The sequence below is a fragment of the Algoriphagus aquatilis genome (assembly GCF_042657405.1).
Classification (GTDB): Bacteria; Bacteroidota; Bacteroidia; order Cytophagales; family Cyclobacteriaceae; genus Algoriphagus; species Algoriphagus aquatilis.
On the sequence record NZ_JBHSKS010000004.1, the window covers coordinates 23480 to 49221 of the forward strand.

The window sequence follows — 25742 nt, forward strand, 5'->3', positions numbered from 1 at the left end:
GAGTTATTTAAAAGATACTTGTACGATTGATTTTTTGATTTCAGCAAAAGGAACTTCTACTTCTTCTTCAATTGCTTTCTTTCCCTTTTCCTTTCTTTTGGTCAGTAATTTAATCGAATCTTCACCGACTTGGAGAAGTTTTCCCTGAAGATCACTTCCTGAAGCTAAAGTCAATTTAAGCTCTCGGTTAAGATTTTTCAGGTATTGCCTGACTGTAGTGAGTGGATAATCCAATCCCGGTGAAGATACTTCCAAGATGTAGGCTTCACCGATTAGATCCTTTGTTTCCAATTCCTCGGAAACTTTCCTACTTACCAAAGCACAGGTGTCGATAGTGATACCCTGATCCGCATCGATAAGAATAAGAAGACGGGTTTTACCTGCCTTCTCCTCCACCTTCACATCTACCACAAAATGGCTTTCATCGGGGAGATATTTTTCTACCAATTCTAAAACCGCCTGTTTCACGTCACTCAACTTTCGGGATAATGAAAGAGGGGACTGTTGTCCCCTCCAGAAACTTTCGAATACGCTGCAAAAGTAATGTAAAGAATACTGAAATACAAAATGGCTCAACTTAAACCTAAGGATTTTCAGAATTTTGTTGACTTATTCTTCAAAAAACTTAAAGTGCTAGGATCCTTGAATTAAAAAGCTTCCAAAAAACAAAAAAATCTTCTTTCACTCAGTTTTATCGATATAAGATAATAATTTTGCCGACCCGCGTTTAAAAACAGTACTGAGGTACTATCTTAAACTCCAAAATCCAATCCACAGCCAATCAAAACTTCAACATGGGATTATTTGATTTTTTCTCTAGTGACATCGCCATCGATTTGGGTACAGCAAATACCCTTATTATCCACAAGGATAAAATTGTGGTCGATGAACCATCCATCATTGCAATAGATAAAACCAACAACCGGGTGCTTGCTGTTGGCCGAGAGGCGATGAATATGCATGAAAAGACCCATGAAAATATCAAAACCATCCGCCCTCTGAAGGATGGAGTAATTGCCGACTTTTATGCTGCAGAGCAAATGATCCGTGGATTGATCAAAATGATCCCCGGTCAGAAAAAAGGCATGTTTCCTCAATCTCACCGTATGGTGATCTGTATCCCATCAGGCATCACCGAAGTAGAAAAAAGAGCTGTTCGTGACTCTGCAGAGCATGCCGGAGCCAAAGAAGTATATATGATCTATGAACCTATCGCAGCGGCCATCGGTATCGGCATCGATATAGAAAAACCTATGGGTTCAATGATTGTAGATATCGGAGGAGGTACTACCGAAATCGCATTGATCGCACTTTCAGGCATAGTTGCCGACCAATCCATCCGAGTAGCAGGAGATACATTTACCAAGGACATCCTTGATTACATGCGTCGTCAGCACAACTTACTGATCGGAGAGCGATCAGCAGAAAAGGTTAAAATCGCTATAGGTTCCGCTCTTACAGAACTTGACGATGCCCCGGAAGATTATGAAATCAGAGGACGGGACTTGATGACAGGGATTCCAAAAGTGATCAAGGTTTCTTATTCCGAAATTGCTTTTGCTTTGGACAAATCTGTTTCTAAAATCGAAGAGGCTGTTCTCAAAGCTTTGGAAATTGCTCCACCGGAACTCTCCGCTGATATTTACGACAACGGCATTCACTTGACGGGAGGAGGGGCTTTGCTTAAAGGACTCGATAAGCGACTTCACCAAAAAACAAAGCTGCCAATCCACATTGCAGAAGATCCGCTTAGAGCCGTAGTAAGAGGTACTGGCACTGCTCTAAAGAATATCCAAAACTTCCGAACCGTATTGATGACCTGATTTCTGAATGCTACGCATCCTCCAGTTCCTTTATCGAATAAGGGCTTTTATTTTATTTGTTTTGCTTGAGGTGTTGGCAATCGGATTGATTGTCTCCAACAATTCTCCCCAGGGTGCAGCTTTCTTTAACAGTTCCAATAGACTTGTAGGAAATATCCTAAAAAAGCAGGCTGATATTGTTCAGTTTTTCTCATTAGCAGATGCGAATGAAGCTCTAACTGAAGAAAATGCCCAAATCATGAGGCAGTTGATTGCCATCCAATCTAAACCGGATAGCATGCCAATCGCTTTGGATTCTGTCTTGTCAACCACCTATGAATTCAGAGGAGCAAGAGTAATTGCAAATTCCTTACGTTTTTCACAAAACTACCTGACCCTAAATAAGGGATCCAAGCATGGTGTAAAACCCGGAATGGGTGTATTCAATTCAGAAGGCGTAGTCGGAAGAGTCAAGTCGGTATCGGAAAACTATTCTGTTGCTTTTTCATTGTTGAATACAGGACTAATGATTTCATCGAAAATCAAATCTTCGGAAGTCCTAAGTTCGGTTCAATGGGATGGCTCTAATTCATCCGAAGCAAAACTGCTTTATGTGCCTAGGCATGTCACTACTCAGGCGGGGGATTCAGTCATTACCTCTGGGTTCAATGCAGTATTTCCTGAAGGAATTCTGATCGGTGTGATTTCCAAAGTGGAACCAGATAAAAAAGACCCGAACTATTTAGATTTAACCGTCAAGTTGAGCACGGATTTCAGTAAATTGACGTATGTCTATTTGGTAGAAAATACCAAGTTTAATGAGCTGGATTCGCTTTACAGCAAATCAGAAATGACCAATGAATATTAGAAGCTTAATTTCTTATGCATTCCTTGTGTTGCTCTTGGGCTTGGTTCAGATTTTCTTTTTGAAAAACCTTGCCCTCTTCGGTCTTGCCTTTGGCTTTTTGTATTTGTTGGGAATATTAATTTTACCTACTTCCATCCAGGCCATTCCTTTGATGATTATCGCATTCTTTATGGGATTAAGCATTGATGTTTTTTACGAGACGATTGGAATGCATGCTGCTGCTTCTACCCTATTGGCATTCCTTAGACCCTTTTGGCTCAAAGTCACCAGTCCCAGTGGGGGTTATGATGAAGTAGCCGAGCCAAACTTATCAGAGCTTGGAATCGGAAGGTTTATCAGTTATTCCTTTCCGTTGATTTTCATTTTCTCAATGGCATTTTTTATAGTTGACCAATGGGGAACAGGCGGCTTTTTCGGAGTGATCAACAAAAGCATTTTATCCTCGATTTTCACCACGCTTTTGGTTATACTTGTACAACTCCTGTTTTTCAAAAGGAAAAGAGGAATCTGATGAAATGCCAAGAGAAAAGCTTCTCACACAGGGCGATGATTATTTAAGGCATTCCATGTGGCAATTAAAATTCAAATTATAAACACATGAAATCGAGCAAGTCTTCAAGGTCAGAAACTGGGATATTGAGTATCCATACGGCCTGCCAGCTGCAGGGATTCTATGTGACCTTTGATAATCAATAATAATCACATGAAAGATCAAAGACCCGTAGTCATTCTCATCGTGATTTTCTTGGTGAGTGCCATCCTGCTTACCAAGCTTTTTATGATTCAAGTGTTGGACGACAGCTTTATGAAAAGAGCTGAACGAAACGCCATTCAGCGAATCGTAGACCACCCTTACCGAGGATTAGTCTATGATCGGAATGGAAAACTGATGGTCTTTAACAATCCGATTTTTGACCTGATGGTAGTACCCAAAGAATTTAAAATTCAGGACACTACACAGTTTTGCCAGCTTTTTAAAATCAGTAAAGAAGAGCTCATCGAGGGATACACCGCCGCCAAGAAGTACTCCTCTGTCAAGCCATCCCCTCTGATCAAACAGATTTCAACCACAGATTTTGCCAGAATTCAGGACTTTCTAGTGGATTTTCCGGGATTGTTTATCATGACCAGGTCTGTCAGGTCTTACCCCCTACCCTCAGCTTCTCATGCATTGGGCTATATCGGAGAGATCAACGCTTCCCAACTCGAAAAAGACACGCTTAAATATTACAATCAAGGTGATTATGTGGGTCTGAGTGGTCTTGAGAAATATTACGAAAATGAGCTTCGCGGCAAGAAGGGGGTAAAGTATAAAATGGTCAATGTCCGAGGGATTGACAAAGGCCCTTTCAAAGATGGGGAATACGATACGGCATCGGTCGCAGGAAAAAACATCACCTCCACCATCGACCTCGAGCTTCAGCGCTATGGGGAGATGCTCATGAATGGAAAAACCGGTTCCGTGGTAGCAATCGAACCAAAAACCGGGGAAATCCTGGCGATGATTTCAGCTCCATTTTATGATCCAAATGAACTGACAGGAGCAGAGTTTAGCAAAACTTACAGAAGGCTAAACAATGACAATTCAAAGCCGCTATTTAATCGGCCCATCATGGCGACTTATCCTCCGGGATCGATTTTCAAAATCGTCCAGAGCCTTATCGGTCTTCAGGAAGGCATTCTGACACCAAGTTCAACCTTCGCCTGCAACCGGTCTCTAGTAGCTTGTCACAATCATCCCAGTCCGGTGGATCTTTTTGGAGCCATCCGCAACTCCTGCAATCCCTACTACCATCAGGCTTTCAGGCAAATTATCAATCAAGAAGTCTCTACCAACACCTTTAAAGACACAGAGATCGGCCTAAATTCATGGAGGGAAAAAGTCCTTAAGTTTGGATTGGGAAGTCCTCTAGGAATGGATATCTATGGTGAAAAAGGAGGAGATATCCCTTCAAGTAAGCTATATGACCGGGTGTACGGCTCGGGAAGATGGAAGTATTCCACCATTTATTCCCTTTCCATAGGCCAGGGAGAAATGCAGGTAACGCCTTTACAGATGGCAAATTTGGCCGCCATATTTGCCAACAAAGGTTATTATTATACGCCTCATTTAGTAAAAGCCATCGACGGAGACCCTAGTCAAATACCCGGTAAATTCCAGATCAAACACGAAGTCGGAATTGATGCTCACCACTTCAATTTGATTCAGGATGCCATGGCAGAGGCACTCTATGGTACTGCAAACAGAGCTGTGATCAAAGATTTGATCATAGCGGGGAAAACAGGAACAGCTCAAAATCCTCATGGCGAGGACCACTCAGTGTTTATTGCATTTGCTCCAAAAGACGATCCTAAAATCGCCATTGCTGTGTATGTGGAAAATGCAGGATGGGGAGGTCGGGCTGCTGCAAGCACAGCCTCTTTGATGATTGAGAAATACATCAAAGGTGAAATCACCAGACCTGAGCTTCAGGAATATGTCCTTGCAGGAAATTTTATCTATTAAATGAAAGAATCAGACATTCATATCAACCGGGTAGATTGGATAGCCGTCTCCATCTATTTTGCACTGGTCATTATCGGCTGGTTTAATATCTATGCAACGGTTTATGACAGTCAATTGGATCAGAGCATTTTTGATCTCTCGATCAACTCCGGCAAGCAGCTGGTCCGAATTGGGGTGGCGTTAGGCTTGATCATGGTAATCATGGTGGCGGATTACCGATTTTTTGAAAACCTCTCCTTGGTCATTTATATCATTTTTCTTTTGATACTAATTGTAACACCTGTTTTGGGTAAGGAAGTAAATGGACAGATACTTTCAATTGGTTTTGGAGAATTCAGGATACAGCCAGGGGAATTTGCAAAATTTGCCACTGCTTTAGCCTTAGCTAAAGTGATGGAGAGGCCCACTTTTGACTTGTCAAAGAAACAATACCAACTCATTGCATTCAGCGTATTATTGATTCCGGTAGTGCTGATACTTCTTCAGCCCGATACAGGTACGGCTATGGTTTATTTCTCGCTTTTGGTAATGTTTTACAGAGAAGGCCTTCCGCAATGGTATTATATATTGGGATTAGGAATGATCGCGATCACCCTTCTGGGTTTGGGCATAGAAAATAACCTCTACCTCGTGGGTGCGATCGTGTTGATCACCGCTGCGCTTATCTTTTTAGGAAGAAAATCTTGGCAACGGGCACTCGTATTTTCCATGATTGCGATCGGATTGATTGCCTACATTTACTCTATTGATTTTGTAGTATCCAAGCTACCTCCCCATCAGCAAAACAGGATCATGGTTCTTTTTAACCCTGATTTGGATCCTTTGGGAGTAGGATGGAATGTAACTCAATCAAAAATCGCGATCGGCTCGGGAGGCTTGTTAGGAAAAGGATACCTCGAGGGTACTCAGACCAAGTTTGATTTTGTCCCTGAGCAGCACACCGATTTTATATTCTGTACCCTAGGTGAGGAATTTGGATGGATCGGTAGCTTAGTAGTGATAGGTCTCTTTTCCGGATTACTCTATCGATTAGTCATCATGGCCGAACGGCAAAAGACCCGCTTTTCCAGAATTTATGGCTATGGGGTAATATCCATTTTGCTCTTTCACTTCATGATCAATATAGCCATGACTATAGGCCTATTCCCTGTGGTGGGTATTCCCTTGCCTTTCTTTAGCTATGGTGGTTCTTCCCTTTGGTCATTTACCGTACTGCTTTTCATTTTTATCAAATTTGATTCTTCCAGGGCTACACAATTAGGAAGAATCAGTTAGAAAATTGTAGAGGATAGGGAGACTTGTCTTCAAAAAATCATAAAAAAAGCGGAAGGATTCTTCCGCTTTTGAGTTTCATTACATTTTTGGTTTAATCCAAAAACTTCCGGTAGATCAATCTCATAAATTCCCAAACTGCTTCTGAGTCAGTTTCCCAACCCAGTTCAGATACGAATCTAGTATTGACTAGCTCGACGGCTTTTTCAAACGATCCAGCCTCATCTATAGATTTCAAAGCATGTCGGAGTAAATCTGCATTGCCGTCAAACAACTCCTTGGTAAACATGAACCGCTGATTCAAGGCAAGGCTTTCGGAAAGTTCACCAATTATGCCCTTCATACCTTTGTAGGACTCTGTTGCAAATTGGGCCTTCAGCTTAGCTGATTCCAAGCTCACCCCAGTACTGTAGGAAGTGTTTCTGACAACCGGAATGGATGCAGGAATTGGTTTTTCGACTATGGTTTCAGATTTGAGTGGTTGGGAAAAAGTAGCTACTGAGCTTTCATCTTCTATTTCCTCAAAGAAAGAGGAGGGGGCTGGTGTTTCAGGAGCATCTTGCACTGTAGCAGACTCATCCAAAGAATTCTCAGAATTATCTTGAGGCAAATACAAATCAAGGTTGAAAGCTTTGACTTCACCCAAAGTAGCCAATAACATATGGGTGGATTCCAGTGAGTCCTTGATCACTTGGAAATTAGCCGAAATGGCCCGGTGGTATGCCTCTGGGTCATGTCCAAAACCGGCCTTATCAATCAGAAAAGAAATCACTCGGTCATGCCACTTGTAATACTTTTTATTCTCCCGGATAAATTCGTTGATCTTGCCGGAAGGTGCCTTTTTGATTTCGCCTTGATAAAAAGTAACCGGATCTACGGCTACTTTTATTGCTTGCTCCACGGCTGTCTTGATCATGGGTTCGAGAAATGTGCGCTCCACTTTGATTCTGCGTGAGAGCACGTTCATGAATTGGGTAAGAGCATCATGGACTGCAATATCTCTGTAATCAAAGTAAGGGCTGCTTTTCAGCTTGGCCAATTCTTCCTGCCAAAGTTCAAACAGTCGCTTGATGATGAAAAAATTCACCTGAGCACTACTGGTAAGCTGAATTATTTCCTGTCCGGTGATAAATTGCCGTCCGTTAAAAAATCGATCGGAGACTGCTTGGGCGTATTCTTTGGAGTAGCTTTCTAAATAATTGCTATTAAATTGAACTGTCATGGGTGGGTCTGGTTTTCAAAAGCAAACGAACTGATGCCCCGAATTATCATTCAAAATCTAGAAAATTTCTCTATTGATTCGGACAGCACCGATCGTAAAGTTATCGAATTAATTCATGAAAATGGCATCGATTGGATGCATGCCTGTGGGAAAAAGGGACGTTGCACGACCTGTAAAATGATTGTGGTAGAAGGTCAAAATCATCTCAGTGTCGAAACAGAAAGGGAACTCTTTTACCGAACACAAAACCGCTTGAAGTCAAACGAACGACTAGCCTGCCAATCCAATTTGCTTTCCGATACATTGACTATTCGCGTGGCAGATGCCAATAAGTTTCCACATATGACCTATTCCAGCTGATCATGTTTGTAGAACCTTCCTTAAGTAGCAGAAAAAACACCGAGCGCAGCGGACAGATCGAGGTGATTTGTGGGTCTATGTTTTCTGGAAAAACCGAAGAATTAATCAGAAGACTCAACAGATCAAGGTTGGCCAAGCTAAAAGTAGAAATCTTTAAGCCTTCTGTAGATAAGCGGTACCATGAGTCCGATGTAGTCTCCCACAATGAGACTAGCATTCGCTCCACACCCGTTCATTTTGCAGGAGATATTCTTCTTCTTGCAGGAGATTGTGATGTGGTCGGAATCGATGAAGCACAATTCTTCGATGAAGAAATCATCCGAGTAGTGCAGCTTTTGGCAAATCAGGGGAAGCGTGTCATTCTTGCCGGTCTGGATATGGATTTTGAGGGTAAACCCTTTGAACCAATGCCAAGAATTATGGCCATTGCAGAATACGTTACCAAGGTTCACGCCATCTGTATGAAGTGTGGAGACCTTGCTGCTTTTTCGCTACGGCTCACAGAAGCTAAAGAAAAAGTGGTTTTGGGTGAAAAGGAAAGCTATGAAGCCAGATGTAGGAAGTGCTTTTTGGAGGATAAAAAGTAACCCTTACAGCTCATGCTAAAAAAGACTCGCGGGATCGTACTCAATTACCTCAAATACAAGGACACCAGCATAATTGTTCGGATATTCACCCGTGAACTTGGGCTTAAAGCCTACCTAGTCAATAGCGTGAGGACACAAAGTAAGGGAAGTAAAATTGCACTTTACCAACCGCTTACCCTTCTCGATTTGGTAGTCTATGACAAAGAAAATGCTGGCCTACAGCGGATCTCAGAAGCCAAAATTATTTTCCCACACCGGCTGATCCCCTTCGATTTTGCCAGGACAAGCATCGCTTTATTTATGACTGAAGTAATCAACAGGAGCATTTACGAGGGCTACCAAAATGATTGGCTATTTGATTTCCTGGAGGAAAGCGTCATGACTCTCGACAAATCAGGATGCAATCTTGGGCATTTCCCTTTGGTTTTTTTAATTGAAAAGGCAAAATACCTAGGTTTCGCACCGGAAGCAGCCGAAGGATTCTTAATTGAAAGTATTCATCATCCATTTGTCCCAGAGGAAATAAATATAACTATAGACTATTTGGAAGACCTACTCACCCATAGATTTGAAAGTTCCTTCACAATACCGATAGCCCTTCGGAGAAAACTTCTTGATTACTTACTCGAATTTCATTCGGAGCACCTTGAACATCCCGCGCCGATAAAGTCTTTACCCATTATACGACAGCTAATGAGCTGAATTCTATTGGATTTAAAACAGTAAAGCAAAAAGAAAAAATTTGTTAAATCCACATGCATCGTTTAATATTGTGACATCACCGTGAATAAAGCAAGTCAGCCCACTTTGACTTGAGCCTTTCCTGCAGACCTTTTTAGCTCAGAAAATTATTCACGTTCCCAAATACCGCATTTTACTGATCTTATTTATTTCACACCCTCTTTATGTACAACATAGAAGAACTCAGAATCAGGCTATTATCTGAACTGAAGGAGATTGCTGAAGAACTTGGAGTTAAAAACTTCAAATCACTCAAAAAAGACGAACTGGTCTATGCAATTCTTGATCAGCAAGCCATCACCCCAGAACAAGCTCTACCTAAGAAAAAACCCTCCATTGTAGAGACTCAGGCCCTAGAAGAAGCCGAAAAGAAACAAGAAATCCCTTCTGTCACCCCGACACCACAGGGAGATCAGCCCGAGTTCAAATCAAAGTTCAGAAGACAAAATGTAACTGAACTCCCTCCTGCGCCTACTGAAACACAAAAGGAAACGCCTCAAGCACAAGAAATCGAAACTTCCCCACAAGAAGAGCCAAAGCAAGAACCCAAAGCAGCGAAAGAATTTACCCCCAGACCTGAACGAAGAGAACCTAGGCCTGATCAAAGGGAGTCTAAACCCGATACCCGGGAACCCAGACCTGAGCGAAAGCCAATCTCCGAACCTACAGCAGAAGAACCCAAATCCTTCAGACCAAGAAGGAGAGTTTTCGAAGAAGTCAACGTATCGGAAAACATCTCTGAAGAAGTACAGACTGATCAACAACCCACAGCACCTGTCGCACAAGAGCAAAAAGCTCCCCGACCTGAGGCAGACGTGGAACTGCCAAGAAGAAAAAATTTCAAGTCTCAAGATGAGGTGTTGATGCCGACCGCTGAGACCATTCCGGGGCCTCCGAGGAAAAAACCTTTTGTGAGTCCAAGAGAATTTGACGGTGTGATCGAAAACGAAGGCGTTTTGGAAATCATGCAGGAAGGTTATGGTTTTCTGAGATCACTGGATTACAACTACTTGGCTTCCCCTGATGATATTTACGTTTCTCCTAGCCAGATCAAACTTTTTGGACTAAAAACAGGAGACCATATCAAAGGCTCCATTCGCCCTCCTAAAGAAGGAGAGAAATACTTTGCCCTACTCAAACTCGGAACAGTCAACGGAAAGACGACAGACGAAATCCGCGACCGCGTACCTTTTGAGTATCTCACTCCACTTTTCCCGGAAGAGAGACTTAATCTCTCCACCAAAGCCGACGGCTATTCTACCCGAATCCTTGATTTATTTGCTCCTATCGGAAAAGGTCAGCGGGGTATGATCGTGGCGCAGCCAAAGACAGGTAAAACCGTCCTCTTGCAGCAAATCGCCAATGCCATCACCGTGAACCATCCGGAAGTCCACTTGATGATCTTATTGATCGACGAAAGGCCTGAAGAAGTGACGGACATGGCACGATCGGTAAAGGCTGAAGTAATTTCTTCTACCTTCGATGAGCAGGCAGAGCGTCATGTCAAAGTAGCCAATATCGTACTCGAGAAAGCCAAGCGAATGGTAGAAGTAGGCCATGATGTAGTCATCCTACTTGACTCCATCACCAGATTGGCAAGAGCGCACAATACAGTGGTTCCAAGCTCAGGCAAAATTCTTTCAGGTGGTGTGGATGCCAACGCCTTGCATAAACCTAAGCGATTCTTTGGTGCAGCAAGAAATGTAGAAAATGGAGGTTCGCTCACTATCATTGCTACTGCACTCGTAGAAACTGGATCTAAAATGGATGAGGTGATCTTTGAAGAGTTCAAAGGTACCGGTAATATGGAATTGGCTCTGGATCGCAAACTGGCAAACAGAAGAATCTATCCATCGATCGACGTACTCAGTTCCGGTACTCGAAGAGAAGACCTACTGATGGACAAAGAAGAAATGCAGCGTGTGTGGATCCTCAGAAAACTGATGAGCGACATGACCTCACAGGAATCTATGGAATTCCTACTCCAGCGAATGAAAGGAACCCGAGACAACGCCGAGTTTTTGATCAGCATGAACGGATAATCCTGCGCAAATTGCACCCTAATTATCAAGCCCTTGAGAGAAAACTCAAGGGTTTTTTTGTTTTTACCTTGCTTCTTGAAAATAAATTTCAAAATGAACTAAAATGCTATTTTTTGATATTTAAATGAGCAAGTAACCTATCAGCAATCATCATTTATTTTGTTTTTAGCTATACTTCAATTTTTTATATCACAAAATTTCTAATCAAAATTATTTTATTCTATTTTTTAATAAAATAGACCTAAAAAATAGAATAAGCATTTTATTTCTTTTTTCATCTTTTATATCAATCCAGAACAATAAGGCACTTATAAAAATATTTTATATTGATTAAATTCAATTTTTTATTGTTTTTAGTTAATTATTAAAATTCAAGATTTGCTGATTTTTGTAAAAATGGAATACAAAATAGTATCTTTGAAATACGGTTTTTTGCACTTCAAAAACTAAATGGGCAATCTTAAGTATCTGGTCTTAATCATCTTCACTGCATTTTTTTCATTAAATGTGGTAGGACAAACTTTCACCTACAATGGTGGAAGCGGATGCTCATTCAATTCAACAAGTTCCACATGTTGGACAAGAACCAATACCTGCAGTAATAACAACTCTGCGATTCCCTTAGCATCTGCCATATTCAATAAGACCAATGGCTGTCCAGTCGTCCTAATTATTAATGCAGACCTTACCATTCCCGGAAACGTAGTGATGGGAGGTGTATTTGACGAGATAATTGTACAAAATGGGGCTACTTTGACTTTTTCTGGAAATGTCACCCTTGACAAAGACCAAGATATGACTTGGGATCTGAGAAAAGGAGGAAAAATTGATGTCCAAGGAGCCAGTGGTATTCTTTTAGATGCTGGCACTACTACTTCTCTTAATCTAAAGGGAGATAATTCATTGAGTTCGGTAGAATCAAGAGTAACCACCACCCAAATCAATTACGCAAATGATGTGAGTATTAACATCGGTAATGGGGCAGCATTGATAGTAACTGGAGATAGCTTTATTTCAGGTAAAGATGTATCCCTGAATATCAAAGGATTCTTCAGAACCGGAGGTAGCATGAAAATCTCAGGCAACAATGCCAGAGTAAATGTCAATACCCCAGGTATTGCCATCATCAATCAACATTTTGAATTGAGTGGTCAAGGAGGAATAAAAGTAACAGGAACCAGTGAGGTGGAAGTAGGTGGCGATTTAAAAGTAGTAGGTAATGCCCTTTTCGATGTAGAAAGCACATCATTTTTCAGAGTCTGCGGTACTCATTCTAGCTCCGGAAACTTCAACGGTGAAATTGCAAGCAAAATACAAGTAGGTAATTGCAGAATTCTACCGATTGGTTTAGCGCAATTTGACGTCAAATTCCAATCAGATGCCAGAAAAACTGAAGTTTTGTTTTCAACAGCCAAGGAATGGGAAATTTCTTACTTTGAAATTGAGCGAGCAATCAATCAAGTAGAGACTTGGGAAACAATTGGATCAGTTGAAGCTGTTGGATTTAGCGATAAAATCACCGAATATAAATTTATCGACCAGACGATCCCAGCCTCTGGAGGAATAGCATATTACAGAGTCAAACAACTTAACCTCAAAGGAGAATTCATCTACAGTGAAGTTAAATCCACAAAGATCGATGCTGTAAAAGGCAACAGCGCCTGGAAAGCCTATCCTAATCCTAGCCATAGAGGAACTTACATCCACCTAGAATTGATGGATAAATTGACCCAATCTGCAAATCCAATAGCTGTGAAGATTTCCGACATGGTAGGCACAGAGGTTTCATCAGCTACTTTTGAACAACCAAAGCAAGTTGAAGAATTTTTAAATCAGCACCTTGTCTCAAAAAATTCAGGGCTATATGTAGTTAATCTCTCGTGGGATGGACAAACTGAGATGATCAAACTCTTTGTAAGATAGTCTAATCACTGTTTTGCTCCAGAACATCTGGATCTAAATCAAAATCAGAGTCTTTGCGCTTTTAAAGGTTCAACAATTCCTGGCCATCTATCAACCTTTAAATTTTTGGAGAATACCAAACGTCTTTAGGTGGACAAAAGATTAGGTTATTTACCTATCATAGAACTTCCAAAACCTAACTATTCCTTCTCGTCCTAACTCATTTGTTGTTTACTCTCCTATCTTTTAGATTTTAATTACCGAATTGTAGGAGTTAGGAACCGAAGATCCAAAATTCCCAAAACCGATTCTTAGGTAATAGGTGACGTTACCTAGTTTACTTTTTTCCTCTAGTTATTCCAAATTCATTTTTATTGATTTGTTTTTCGTTTTTATAATTTCAAGAAGCATTTTAATGCAAGGCAAAGAATAAAAAGACTGGAATAATTGGTAGATAAAACACGTAAAGAGGAGTGAAAAATTCCTTAGGTGATGATCAAAATCGAATTAAACGCCCAGACTGAACCAGCACATTCATTAAAGCCAAAAACGAAATGAAAAGAGTTGAGATATCTGCAAATCAAATATTTAAGACTTTTAATTTACTTTTTATATCATTTCATTTACTATTTTTGGTCTTACTTTAATGGAAAGCCTAAAACTAACCGAGAAGTAATAGAACCCCAAATAGTACGAGTACAAGTAAATAACTAATTAAAAAGGAAATACAGATGTGATATAAAGCCTGAAAAATGGATGAATTGGTATATTAAATGCATTTTTAATGTTATGTAATGCAAATTTAGCTATATTTGTTCGTGATTATCAGGAAAAAGCATCAACCAAGCCTGTGAAAACTTTACGACAGCTTTTTCAAAATATTTTTAAGACCGCCCCATTGCTGATGGGACTTGGAATCATATTGCTTTTTTCAAGAAATGTTTTTGGGCAATCGCAGACTTTTAGCGCTACAGGAGCAGTTCAACAATTTACAGTTCCCGCAGGTGTTACTTCAATCACTGTTGAAGCTTGGGGTGGTGGAGGTAGGGGGAGCTCCGGATCAAACCGTGGTGGAGGCGGAGGTGGAGGTGGCTATTCGAGAAGTATACTTTCAGTTACACCTGGTCAAACCCTTAACCTTTATGTAGGTCGTGGTTCAACTACAACAGGTGCTGGAGAAGATTCATATTTTATTAATTTAACTACTATAAGAGCAAGAGGTGGAAACTCCACAGATAGTAATACGGGGGCAAATGGGGCATTAATCGGAGTTGGAGATATAACCTATACCGGTGGAAGGGGTGCGGATGGGGAGACAGGAGGATCAGCTCGAAGTGGAGGAGGCGGATCTTCTGCAGGTAATGGAAATGATGGAATAAGTGCAACCAATCAAAATGGAGCAATTGCCCCTCCAGGAGGTGGAAACGGAGGAAACGGAAGAGTAAATGATGGGGCTGGAAGCCCTGGCAACTTTCCAGGTGGAGGAGGAGGAGGAAGATATGGAAACAGTGGGACAGGTGGATCAGGAGCAAACGGCCAAATTATCGTCTCTTGGTGCCTAATCTCTCTAACGTCTTCACCAGCCTCTCCAAATCAAACATTGTGTTCTGGAAGCCCGATAGCTCCTATTGAATACGCTTTCACAGGAGTAACAGGCATTACCAATCAGCTGATGCCTGCAGGCCTGACTGCTACCTATTCTGGTGATGTATTAAACGGAACACTTCGAATTATAGGTACACCTCCTACAGCACCAGGTATTTATCCATACGAAGTTGTTCTACAGGGAAACTGCTCAGGAACAGTTATCTCCGGCTCAATCAGAATCTCTGAAAATAATTCCTTCGACCCTATCAGTGAAGACGATTTTTGTCTCGGTAGTCCAATTAGCGGAATTACCCAAGCCACGTTTCGTGCTACTGGAATAGGAACCCCCACAGGACTTCCTCCAGGTATCAGTGCTTCTTGGAATGCCAACCAAATCCTTTTCACGGGAACTCCAACTGCTACGGGAACATACAACTACTCGATTCCTTTGACAGGCGGTTGCGGAACGGTCAATGCTACGGGCACGATCCGAGTAAACGATGTTTTGGCAATTACCAACCCCCAATTGGGAGCACAAGCTTTATGTGTTGGAAATTCATTTACTCCACTTTCAGTGGGAACAGGTTTTGGATACAGTTACCAATGGTTTGAAAATACAACCTCTAGTAACACAGGTGGCACGCCAATTTCCGGTGCAAATTCAAATTCTTACACTCCTAGTTCTAGTACTGCAGGTACCCAGAGATATTATTATGTAGAAATAACCGGATTCTGTGGAGGATCGATCAAAAGTAATCCTTCAGGTTTAATTGAAACATTATCAGGGAATACAGTAAGCGCGGCGCCCACCCCTACAACAGTTTGTATCAATTCAGCTATTCCAACGATCACTCATACTACGACAGGTGCAACCGGAATACTAAATAATGGGGTAGGTGGTGCAAATGGACTTCCTACAGGAGTTTCAGCCACTTGGTTAGGAAATACCATTTCAATAACAGGAACACCTACTGTTTCTGGAACATTCAATTACAGCATTCCTCTAACCGGTGGCTGCGGTACTGTCAATGCTACTGGTACAATAACGGTAAATGCACAACCCTCAGCAATTCCTTTATCAGGCTTTACCACAAATCAATCTCGTTGTATTAATGTGTCCCCAGGCTTCAGTGCACTATCGGTTGAAGCAAGACCAGGTTTTAGCTATCAATGGTATCTAAATACTTCTGGAACAATTGATCCTGGAACAGATACTCCTGTTGGGACAAATTCAAATAGCTATTCTCCTTTAAATGACGGATCTGTTCCAGCATCGAGTCGTTACTATGTAGTAGTTTCATCTAATACATCTTGTGGAACAGCATCAATTAGTGCGCTTTCAGGTGTTTTTACTGTCAATCCACTTCCTACCGTTTTATTTGAGCCCACCCAACCTAGCGGTAGCCACTGTGTAGATACAAATCTGACCTATACTACCCAATCTGGACAATCCAATTATTTATGGACTATTCCAGGAGTTGCTAATACAGATTATACCATTGTTTCAGGCGGAAATTCAACTTCAAATTGGGTCACTATAAAATGGCTTACACCTGGAAATAAATCAATTTCTGTTAATTACATTTCACCTAGTGGTTGCACCGCATCCTCTCCTACTTTTTCCAATACCATAACTGTCCAAAAAAATACGGTAGCGGCACCTTCACTACCTCTTAGCGCATGTTCTGATGGAACTTTTATTACAATAAACCTTATTACATCCGGAGCTACAGGAATCGGAACACCAGTCGTACTACCAAACGGTCTCAACGCCACATTAAGTGGGAACATGCTTACAATTAGCGGTACTGTTGACCCATTATTAGTCCCTCCGGGAAATTACACTTATAACATTCCTTTAACTGGGGGTTGCGGAACCGTTTCAGCTTCAGGTTCCATTGAAGTTCAACCTGCATATCAATTGACCTCTACTACTTCTGTAGCGCCTTCAGCATCAGGAGGCCTTGCTAGGGTGACCATAACAGGAAATCCAAGCATTCTAACAAACGGTACTTACGAGGTAACTTACGATTTCGGTCTTGCCAATTCGGCATTGGGTACGAGGACGGCGAGTGTTTCCGTAACCAATGGAAGAGGTACTTTCAATACAATTCCAATTCCAAATGATCAACTAACCTCGCTTACCATTACCAGTATTCGAAAAACAAATGTTTCCACTAGTTGCCCAACACCAATAAGTAACAACAATGAAACATTTTTTGGATTCGGAGACACTGCATTCCCAGACGGAGGGATTTTCTATGTTCCTGCAGGGATTTTTGAGATTACAGTTAAAGTATGGGGCGGCGGCGGCGGCGGTGCCAGAAATGACGGCGGCGGCGGTGGTGGCAGCGGCTATTCTGAAGTCACCATAGCAGTTGTCCCAGGGAGCACGCTTTATCTCTATGTAGGCAATGGAGGCGCGGGTGCTACAAATAGCAGTGCCCCACAGAATGGTCAACCAAGCTATGTGTCTAGGACACCTAATCCTACAAATCCGGAAACAGGAAGCGTAGCATATGCCTCGGGAGGTATAGCTGCAAATGGAACCACTGGAGGAAATGGCGGACAAGGAAATAATAGACCTGGAAATCAGGGACAAAATGGTGTTTTAGGAACATCGGCAGGTCGTGGAGGAAATGGAGGAGCACCTGGTTCTCAAGGAGGCAATTCTGGTGTTGGCAACAATGCTGATGGCGCTAATGGTACATTAGGCGGCGGTGGTGGCGGAGCAAGAGGCAATGGAGATGGAGGTACAGGTGGAAAAGGCTTGGTAGTAGTTTCCTATGGTTTGCCGCCTGTGGGTCCATGTTTTGTCGTACTTGACGACGGAGCTAGATCTGGCAATACGATTATTGAATTTACATGCTCGGGCGTTTGGCAGGCACCCGAGGGATTGATTGAATTCACAGTCACTTCCGTTGGCGGCGGCGGCGGCGGCGGTAGGGGTAAAGCTGCAGGAGGTGGCGGCGCTGGAGGCTTTGCACAGGAAACAATCAATGTAAACGCCACATTCGGATTACCTGCGAACTCTAATTTCAATGTAACTGTGGGACAAGGTGGGCAAGGTGCATCAGATCTTTCGCAAAGAGGTGGAAAAGGTGGTAACTCATCAGTGACTGGTACCGTGGATGGAGTATCTAGAACCATCGCACCAGTAGAAGGAGGAGGAGGAGGAGGTTCGACTAATTCAATAAATGGGGGATCAGGAGAATCTGGAGCCTCAGGAGGTGGTGGTGCATATGATGACAATGTCAATGGGCTTGATGATCGGAACAATGGAGGAAATGGTTCCAGTGGATTTTCTGGTGGAGGAGTTCAAAAAAAGACATTTACGAATGATATCAATAAGGGAGCTGCTGCTGGCGGCGGCGGTGGCGGTGCAGCTGGTCCTGGTTTAAATGGAGGAGCATCAGGAGCAGGAAATGCCAGCGGAGGAAATGGTGGGCCAGGGTTATCATACGTAATTGGAACCACCACTTATTATCGCAATGGAGGCGGTGGAGGAAATGGATTCAATTTTGAAGGCAACTCTCTCCAACAAGCACCCGGACTCGGAGGGACTTTCTCAGGAATTCCACTTGGAGGAGACGGTAGCGTCAATGGAATAGGAGGAGCTGGGGTTGCAAGAACTGGTTCAGGTGGAGGAAGTGGAATTTCAGGAGGTGGAACTGGAGGGTCAGGCAGAGTATTTATCACCTATCCAGTCTTCCGTATCCTCCCACTCGACTACCTCTACTTTAACGCTAAATATGATCCAGCCGATAGGGAAGGTAACCTCTCTTGGGCGGTGACCAAAGAATGGGAAAATTCACACTTTGAGGTAGAACGTTCCATTAATAACGTGCAGCATTGGAATAAAATCGGAGAAGTCTCAGGAAAAGGGTATTCAGACAAAGTAACTGAATACCGCTACATCGATAAAACAATCCCAGCTGCCGGTGGTACAATCTTCTACCGACTCAAGCAAGTTAATTTGAGTGGTTCTTACTTCTACACCGAAACAAGAGCTATTCAGGTTGATCCAATATTGGGAACTTCCTCATGGGTCGTTTATCCCAATCCAACTTCAGGTATCGGCTTCAAACTTGAACTAATTAGTGATGACCAACTCCTCGAAGGAGATGTTACCGCAACGGTATCCAGTGTTTTGGGGCAAGTTGAATATTTTAATGATCCAGATATCAGCAGATTAAGCAGCAGACTTGGATCCTATCTGCAAACCAAGGCAGCTGGAATATATATTCTTACGCTCAATTGGTCGGGTAAAACGGAGTCTTTCCGAATTATCAAAAGGTAAGGTTACACTCCTTGAATCAGGAGTAAACCCAGTGTAATTCTGCTATCGTCCAGCTTTTCGACCTGTTAAACCTGAAATATGCATTAGAAAATTTATTACGAGCTAAAAATACGGCTTGGAACCAACCTGATAAAAATCAATCTTCTTTCAGGAAAGCTTCCTCTGGAACTTTAGGCCTGCCAAGGCCAACAGTACTCCTCAATCCGTTCAAGGTTGCCTTCCACCAGGCACTGAAAATAAATTTTCGCTTATCTCGTTTTAGATAAATTGGCCTCTTCTGTATACTGGTTGATGCAGATCTTGGATTGGAATTCTTTATCAAAATATTGGCTCCTACACTGTATAGCTTAAGTTTTCCCTTTCCCTGGTCCAAAGTCAGACTGTCTAGAAATTCAATTTTTAAATCTTGGTAAGCAAATTTCATCCATCCCATTGCAGATTCATCATCTAACTGAAATTCCCACTCCCCTCCTACAGAAAAGCCCTTTTCTGCCCTTGCAAAAACTGTTTTTGATAAAAAATCGGAAGCATCTTTAAAATCAAAAGCTCCAGATTCAAAGCTTAAATCCATAGGATAGGGTTTCTTGAAATAAAGGACGCTATTGACTTGAATTGGTGTTTTATTCATCAGTTTTGCCTCAATACCCATTCTGACTTTTTCTAAAGGATAAGAAGTATTCTCTTTTCTTAAAAAAAACGGAGCCATATCCATCCTCACTGAGTCAAAAGAAATCATACCGGGCATGGTGCCTTCTTTAGCAAATTCGAAATACCGAATCCTACTGTCTCTTACCCTTACCGAAAAAGCATCCGCATTAACACGAGAATGCTCCATCAGATATTGAGGCATAAACTTAATTGCCGTTGAATCCATCGGTATTCTTTTATCCCTCATCAAGTCCACCCTGGCTCCCTCGATTATGACGTCATCAGCCTTAATTGTCCCACTCGCTAAATAACTCAATGGATCAATTCCCCTCAATTGAATCCGTTCAATGGTAGCATTGACTGCATCTTTCTGGAAAGGAAACTTTCTCAAATAAGCATAAGTGCCCAGTAGGGGATTATAAGAGATTTTTTCCACAAAAAGATCTCCTTCTTCATATCTGATTCTGCCCAACTTCGCATGATACAAGCTATCCGGTGTGAAAAACTGATAATTTTCTAAGTTGAAATCAGTAACCTTCTTCACCAATTCATTAGTGGCCGGCAATTGACCGGATGACAATAAATCAATTCCCAAACCGCTCATTCTTACATCAACTTTGGGAAAGTTTAAGTTTGGAATCGGCCCTTTTCCTTTTCGATGAAATTGTATAGCTGCATTATCCAAATTGAGCTCATTCAACAAAATAGACTGAATCAGCTTTTCACCCTTTTGAAAAGATTGTTTTGTTTTATTAGAACTCGTAAAAGCCGAATCCAAATAAACTGCAATTTCAGGGTTTAAAAGTTGAATCTGCCTTAAATCGAGTCGTTTAGACTCAAACATCTCCTGAATTTTATTTTTCCTGATTGCTAATTGATCAATTTTGGCCTCTACAACTGGATTACCAGATATCCCAAAATAATCCCTGGGAACTACGGACAGGTCTGAAAAAACAAGTTCGTCAATTTTGTCTCCAAATCTGACCTTGGAAAATTGAAGCGTGTGGACACTATCAGGTAGCGCAAAAACAAAGTTTTTCAAATCAAGATTGGCCGAACCATACATTTCTGCTACATCTTCCGCATCAACTCCGAGCGTATCAAGGTAAAAATCAGAGATAAGCAAATCAAAGCCGGTTTTGACAGATTGCAGGCTTTGGTTTGATCCCAAATAGCTAAGTTTTAGGGTAGAATTTGACACACTAACTGTGTCTATTTTTAGCTCTTCAAGTGTTTTTCGGGAAGAAAGGCTCTTTTTAGCAATTTTTTTTGGCAAAGACTCAATATCCCGATTTATCCCGAATTCAACTTCTCCCTCATCAATTTCAAGCTTTTGAAAAATCAGGTTACTTTCAAAAATGAACTCTTCCATGTTCACTCCTTGGAGACGTACCTTAGGGAGATTCAGTGCCAGAGCAAGTTTGCTTTTGATTTGGGGTGTGGGGGTTAAAATAAGATCCTCAAAATCTATTGTTTTCGTCCTTGAATTGTAATTCAGGTAATCAGTCTCCGCAATGTATTTCCCTCCTGCAAGAGTGAAGGAATAATTGTTGAAAATCAGATTTACTTCATCTGAAAACAGGGTTTTCTCAGAATCTAAACTATCATCTATACCAAGGGTAAAGTTTTTGAGCTTGAGTGACATTTCATCTTCCTCAAACCTAGAGCGCTTATTTTCAACCAAGCTCTCGTATTTGACTTTAGCTTTAGATAGATCAATAGAGTCAATTTGAATGGAATTAAAATATCCCAGCAATAAATCTTGAATTTCTGCTGATGAGGTTGGAGTATTTTCTGTGCGTTCTAATTCCTTTGACCTGTAGGAAGAGATCAAAAACCTTGGACTAGGAAGCAGCAACTGATCGACTATCAATCGCTGATTGAAAAACGCTTCTTTGACATCCAGTCCATTAGCCTGAAATAAGGGAATGGAAAAATCAACCACATAGGTTTTTCCATAAGTGTCCAAAAGGGACTGGATTTGATCCGGATTTTCGGGCTTGATGGATAAATTCTTGACTTCGAGCAGCTTTCTTTTGGAGTCTATGGTCAACTGATTGGCAAAAATCAAATGCAAATTATCCTTCAGTTTGAGTTTGTATTCATTTAAACTCAAAACAATATCTCGTACGAGAAACTGCTCCTGAATTGGAAGAAAGCGATTTGGCTTTACCTGCAACTCATCTAACTTCAAACTGAATCTTTCAAATCCGATATTGTTGCTTCGTTGACCTTTGTTGTCTTTGAAAAAGACTTTTCCATCAATAATTTGAAAATCACGAATTGCGGCTCCATCTAAAATCCCTTCAATTACTTGAGTAAAAGGCTCCTGCCTTGCGGTATCCATTACCGAAGTCAATTGCTCTGTAATCTCAATGCTTGGCTGATCGATGACCAATCTATCTACCTCAAGGACATCTGATTGATACAACTTTTTCAGATCTACCTCCAATAGGGAGAGTTCTGATAATCCGATTTTCACCAGATTTTTAGAAGACCTCAATTTTAATAAATCGGAAGTGGGGTAGACCGATAGGTCTTTTATAACCAATTCTTTTTTAAATGAAGAGACACTGACATGGTTTCCCTCCAAAATATGGATCCCATCTCCAAGAAAAAGTTTACCTCCTTTAATTTCCATAGAGGCATCTTCTCCGTAAAAAAATTGGTTTTTCTTTCTTTCTTCCTCCTCTCCCAAATAAAATCTCACCATTTTAAAATCAAGGTCATCGAGTTGGATTCTATTCTTTAAGGAATCTCCTCTATTTTCCTTTAGAAATTGAGCGTCATTAATGGAGAGCTCTTTAATAGAAATTGATTTGAGTTTTCCTTGAATAAATTCATTCAAATCACCTGATGCAATTGTGTCTCCTTGCACCAAATCAGATTTAATCACCTTGATTACAGGGTGATCCATGATCAGCTCATCAGCTTCCAATTCAGAGGTCATGAAAGCCTTATCCAAATCAGCGTTACCAAGCCTAAGTCTATCAAGAGTAAGTTGATAATGGGATTTGCTTTCTTTTTTTAGATCAGGGGTCAATGAAAATCCCTCGATTTCAACTGTTTTTCCAAGGGAAGAGATGTGAACCTTTTCTGACCCTATGGTATGTACCCCATCCGGAAGTGGAAAAGTAGCCTCTTCAAGATCAAAGTCTATCCCCTTTGCATTAAACGGAGTGAGCCAATCTTCAGAAGTTGTCCAATCTAAATCAAAAATCCTGATCGCTGTGTTTTTTGCACTGAGCTCACCTTGGCTCAAAAAATTAAAGAAAAAGAAATTGGCGTGATCAATTTCGATCAAATGAACATAAAAGCCCCGCAAACTCAGACGTCTGATACTTTTTCGGATTTCTCCCTCCAAGATCTTAATCGCTGAACTTCTAGATGATACATTTTCGGATTCAACTTTACTTGAATCTAGATTGATCAGTTTAAGGTTGGGATTGTCAAGATGGATTCTGGAAACCGAAAATTCATTCTCTGAAAAGTCATACCACAGTCCTGAAAAAGAAATCTCATCCAGGGTAAATTCAAAAAGGGATTGGTCAACTTTAGATTTTTCAGGATGGATTGGCTTTAAGACAATTCCATCTAAAAAAAAACCTCTCCGCAGAAGAGAAAGGTTAAATCGGTTAAATCCAATTTCATAAACGCCACCAGAAGATTCATTCAGTTTCTGCCGGGCAATTCCTGCCAAAAATAGGTTAGAACCAAAATAGACAACAGATTCCAATAAGAGAATTGCCAAAATCCCCTTAAGAACAAGTCTAAGAATCTTCTTGCGAAGCGGATGATGGCTATGTTTCTTTTGATTGTCAGAAGACATAAGTTGAAAAACGACTAAACCTCCGAAAAGATACGCACAAAAGGACAAATAAGGCTTAAACACTAAAAGCAATGCGTTTTGCATTGCTTTTAGATTTAGGCTGTAGGAGAAGGATTCGAACCTCCACGGGGCAGTTAGGCAATAGTCCGGTTTGAATTACGCTTTATACTGGAATCCCCACCCCCGAGACAGGAGGGCTTGTCTGCCAATTTCAACACCCTACAGTATGAGTGGTTTTGGGCTCAGGAATGAACTGGAATAGTTACCGCCTTCCAAACTCCCTGATAATCAAAAAGCTCTTGCGAGCTTTTCGAAATCGATTGAATAGGTTTGAGATAAATGATATGCCAAAGGTAGAAAACTGATTGATTTATTAAAATTATTGCAACATTTATTTTATTTTTTTACATTTTTTTTAATAAAAATGGTATATAATTAAATATATAAAAATTAAAGCGCGGAAATTGGTGGACTCATTATAAAATTGTTAACCAAAGCACGAAAGGAAAAAACAAGAACGATAATTTGGATATTTTGATCCTATATAGAATTTTATTTGCCTTTGAAAAAAATAGGCAATAAAAAAACCACGGAATAAAATTCCATGGTTTTAGTCAATTAACAATAAACCCAAAATAACCTGCTGTAGGAGAAGGATTCGAACCTCCACGGAGTAGTTAGGCAAAATTACGAGCTCGCTAATTGCTTTATCCCAGCATCTCCACCCCCGAGACAGGAGGGCTTGTCTGCCAATTTCAACATCCTACAGTATGTGTGTGAACTTTTAGCTTAATAGCTGATTCAAATATAGCAGGCCTCGCGCTGATTTTGCAAATTATTCAATGTTTATTGTAAAAAATTACAGTTTATTTAAGGAAATCGATTGAATTATGACGAAATGGAAAATAATTAAGAGGTTTTAAAAGCGGAATTGAAAAAATGGCAACAAAAGATTTATTGATTATACTTAATTCATCAAAATGATCATTTTTTTGCCGTTTTTATTAAAAAATATTTCATTCATTAATTATTTCACAATCATTCGTGTTTTACATAAGATTGCCATTTTTCCAAAACAGCTAAAAAATCCTCTGGCAATGGGGCTTCGAAATATAGCTTTTCCTTCGTGACAGGATGAATGAATCCCAGACTCATTGCGTGTAGAGCTTGACGAGGCATTAGGTCAAAGCAGTTTTCAACAAAAGATTTATACTTGGCAAATTGTGTACCCTTTCGAATCTTATCTCCTCCATACATGGCGTCATTAAACAGTGGATGATTGATAAATTTCATATGTGCACGGATTTGATGGGTACGGCCCGTCTCCAGATTGCACTGCATCAAGGATACATATCGAAGGCGTTGGAGCACTTTCCAATGAGTAACGGCATGTTTTCCTTGACTACCGTCTGGATAGACATCCATTACTTTACGGTCTTTGGCACTCCTACCCACATGACCTCTCACTGTACCGGAATCTGCCTCAGGTTCTCCCCAAACCAGCGCCAAATATGTTCTATCAATCGTATGGTGGAAAAACTGTGCCGCGAGAGGTGCCATAGCTTCCTCTGTTTTAGCAATCACCAATAATCCGGAAGTATCTTTATCAATCCGGTGCACCAAACCAGGACGACCAACATTTCCTTTCAACTCCGGTAAATGCTCAAAATGATATACCAATCCATTTACCAGAGTACCTGTCCAATTCCCATGGGCAGGATGTACCACCATACCGGCAGGCTTATTGACCACCAAGAGATGAGTATCTTCAAAAACTATGTCTAATGGAATATTCTCGGCAAGAACCTCGGTGTCTCTTGGAGGCTTTTCGAGCAGAACTCGAATGTCATCCAAAGGTTTGATCTTATAGTTTGACTTAGTAGGCTGCCCATTGACCAAAACTGCCCCGGAATCAATAGCTTGTTGTACTTTATTCCTTGTGGCGTTTGCTACTTTTTCAGTCAAAAATTTATCAATGCGCATCAGAGACTGACCTTTGTCCACGAGGATACGGTGGTGCTCATACAGTTCTAGCTCATCTTCTTCTAAGTCTTCTTCAATGCGCTGGCTCATCAC

Annotated in this window: 15 protein-coding genes; 11 read left to right on the forward strand and 4 right to left on the reverse strand. The window is 41.1% G+C overall.

Annotated features, from left to right (window positions below):
• Positions 1 to 3: 3 nt before the first annotated feature.
• Positions 4 to 468 carry a ribosome maturation factor RimP gene (locus tag ACFPIK_RS06425; RefSeq protein ID WP_377913414.1) on the reverse strand — a complete coding sequence of 155 codons (465 nt, stop codon included), beginning with the start codon at positions 466 to 468 and terminating at the stop codon, positions 4 to 6.
• 326 nt (positions 469 to 794) lie between these two features.
• Between ACFPIK_RS06425 and ACFPIK_RS06430 the strand changes: the two genes are divergently transcribed.
• From ACFPIK_RS06430 to rodA, 5 genes are all read left to right on the forward strand, one after another.
• Positions 795 to 1823: a rod shape-determining protein gene (locus ACFPIK_RS06430; protein ID WP_111394575.1), complete on the forward strand. Its 1029-nt coding sequence runs from the start codon at positions 795 to 797 to the stop codon at positions 1821 to 1823.
• A gap of 7 nt (positions 1824 to 1830) precedes the next feature.
• The gene (mreC, locus tag ACFPIK_RS06435; protein WP_377913416.1) at positions 1831 to 2670 is read left to right on the forward strand and encodes a rod shape-determining protein MreC; all 840 of its coding nucleotides are present in this window, start codon (positions 1831 to 1833) and stop codon (positions 2668 to 2670) included.
• Positions 2660 to 3181, forward strand: a complete 522-nt coding sequence (locus ACFPIK_RS06440) for a rod shape-determining protein MreD (protein ID WP_377913418.1) — start codon at positions 2660 to 2662, stop codon at positions 3179 to 3181. The genes mreC and ACFPIK_RS06440 overlap by 11 nt, the downstream gene beginning before the upstream one ends.
• A 192-nt stretch (positions 3182 to 3373) precedes the next feature.
• Positions 3374 to 5176 carry a penicillin-binding protein 2 gene (gene mrdA, locus ACFPIK_RS06445; protein WP_377913420.1) on the forward strand — a complete coding sequence of 601 codons (1803 nt, stop codon included), beginning with the start codon at positions 3374 to 3376 and terminating at the stop codon, positions 5174 to 5176.
• Entirely contained in the window at positions 5177 to 6451 is a 1275-nt protein-coding gene (rodA, locus tag ACFPIK_RS06450; protein WP_377913422.1) for a rod shape-determining protein RodA, read from the forward strand. It begins immediately after the preceding gene.
• A 91-nt stretch (positions 6452 to 6542) separates the two neighbouring features.
• Here rodA and ACFPIK_RS06455 read toward each other — a convergent pair whose 3' ends face one another.
• Positions 6543 to 7670 (reverse strand): hypothetical protein, encoded by a 1128-nt coding sequence (locus tag ACFPIK_RS06455; protein WP_377913424.1) that lies wholly within the window; start codon positions 7668 to 7670, stop codon positions 6543 to 6545.
• A 33-nt stretch (positions 7671 to 7703) separates the two neighbouring features.
• Between ACFPIK_RS06455 and ACFPIK_RS06460 the strand changes: the two genes are divergently transcribed.
• From ACFPIK_RS06460 to ACFPIK_RS06485, 6 genes are all read left to right on the forward strand, one after another.
• A complete protein-coding gene (locus ACFPIK_RS06460; RefSeq protein ID WP_377913426.1) occupies positions 7704 to 8030 on the forward strand; it encodes a 2Fe-2S iron-sulfur cluster-binding protein in 327 nt (108 codons plus the stop codon).
• A gap of 2 nt (positions 8031 to 8032) precedes the next feature.
• Entirely contained in the window at positions 8033 to 8617 is a 585-nt protein-coding gene (locus ACFPIK_RS06465; protein WP_377913428.1) for a thymidine kinase, read from the forward strand.
• A gap of 12 nt (positions 8618 to 8629) precedes the next feature.
• Complete coding sequence (recO, locus tag ACFPIK_RS06470) at positions 8630 to 9319, forward strand: DNA repair protein RecO (RefSeq protein ID WP_377913430.1); 690 nt, start codon at positions 8630 to 8632, stop codon at positions 9317 to 9319.
• Positions 9320 to 9522: 203 nt separating this feature from the next.
• Complete coding sequence (gene rho, locus ACFPIK_RS06475; RefSeq protein WP_377913432.1) at positions 9523 to 11400, forward strand: transcription termination factor Rho; 1878 nt, start codon at positions 9523 to 9525, stop codon at positions 11398 to 11400.
• Between the two features lie 450 nt (positions 11401 to 11850).
• Positions 11851 to 13323 (forward strand): T9SS type A sorting domain-containing protein, encoded by a 1473-nt coding sequence (locus ACFPIK_RS06480; protein WP_377913434.1) that lies wholly within the window; start codon positions 11851 to 11853, stop codon positions 13321 to 13323.
• An 829-nt stretch (positions 13324 to 14152) separates the two neighbouring features.
• Positions 14153 to 19189 carry a glycine-rich domain-containing protein gene (locus ACFPIK_RS06485; RefSeq protein WP_377913436.1) on the forward strand — a complete coding sequence of 1679 codons (5037 nt, stop codon included), beginning with the start codon at positions 14153 to 14155 and terminating at the stop codon, positions 19187 to 19189.
• A 136-nt stretch (positions 19190 to 19325) separates the two neighbouring features.
• On the opposite strand, the gene ACFPIK_RS06490 is transcribed toward ACFPIK_RS06485, so the two are convergent.
• Positions 19326 to 23666 (reverse strand): hypothetical protein, encoded by a 4341-nt coding sequence (locus tag ACFPIK_RS06490; RefSeq protein ID WP_377913438.1) that lies wholly within the window; start codon positions 23664 to 23666, stop codon positions 19326 to 19328.
• Between the two features lie 1038 nt (positions 23667 to 24704).
• A complete protein-coding gene (locus ACFPIK_RS06495) occupies positions 24705 to 25739 on the reverse strand; it encodes an RluA family pseudouridine synthase (protein WP_377913440.1) in 1035 nt (344 codons plus the stop codon).
• Positions 25740 to 25742: the final 3 nt, after the last annotated feature.

Coding starts and splice junctions, on each gene's coding strand:
- mreC (WP_377913416.1), top strand. CDS start 1,831: ATGCTACGCATCCTCCAGTTCCTTTATCGAATAAGGGCTTTTATTTTA.
- rho (WP_377913432.1), top strand. CDS start 9,523: ATGTACAACATAGAAGAACTCAGAATCAGGCTATTATCTGAACTGAAG.
- ACFPIK_RS06480 (WP_377913434.1), top strand. CDS start 11,851: ATGGGCAATCTTAAGTATCTGGTCTTAATCATCTTCACTGCATTTTTT.
- ACFPIK_RS06460 (WP_377913426.1), top strand. CDS start 7,704: ATGCCCCGAATTATCATTCAAAATCTAGAAAATTTCTCTATTGATTCG.
- ACFPIK_RS06495 (WP_377913440.1), bottom strand. CDS start 25,739: ATGAGCCAGCGCATTGAAGAAGACTTAGAAGAAGATGAGCTAGAACTG.
- ACFPIK_RS06490 (WP_377913438.1), bottom strand. CDS start 23,666: ATGTCTTCTGACAATCAAAAGAAACATAGCCATCATCCGCTTCGCAAG.
- ACFPIK_RS06440 (WP_377913418.1), top strand. CDS start 2,660: ATGAATATTAGAAGCTTAATTTCTTATGCATTCCTTGTGTTGCTCTTG.
- recO (WP_377913430.1), top strand. CDS start 8,630: ATGCTAAAAAAGACTCGCGGGATCGTACTCAATTACCTCAAATACAAG.
- ACFPIK_RS06430 (WP_111394575.1), top strand. CDS start 795: ATGGGATTATTTGATTTTTTCTCTAGTGACATCGCCATCGATTTGGGT.
- ACFPIK_RS06465 (WP_377913428.1), top strand. CDS start 8,033: ATGTTTGTAGAACCTTCCTTAAGTAGCAGAAAAAACACCGAGCGCAGC.
- mrdA (WP_377913420.1), top strand. CDS start 3,374: ATGAAAGATCAAAGACCCGTAGTCATTCTCATCGTGATTTTCTTGGTG.
- ACFPIK_RS06455 (WP_377913424.1), bottom strand. CDS start 7,670: ATGACAGTTCAATTTAATAGCAATTATTTAGAAAGCTACTCCAAAGAA.
- rodA (WP_377913422.1), top strand. CDS start 5,177: ATGAAAGAATCAGACATTCATATCAACCGGGTAGATTGGATAGCCGTC.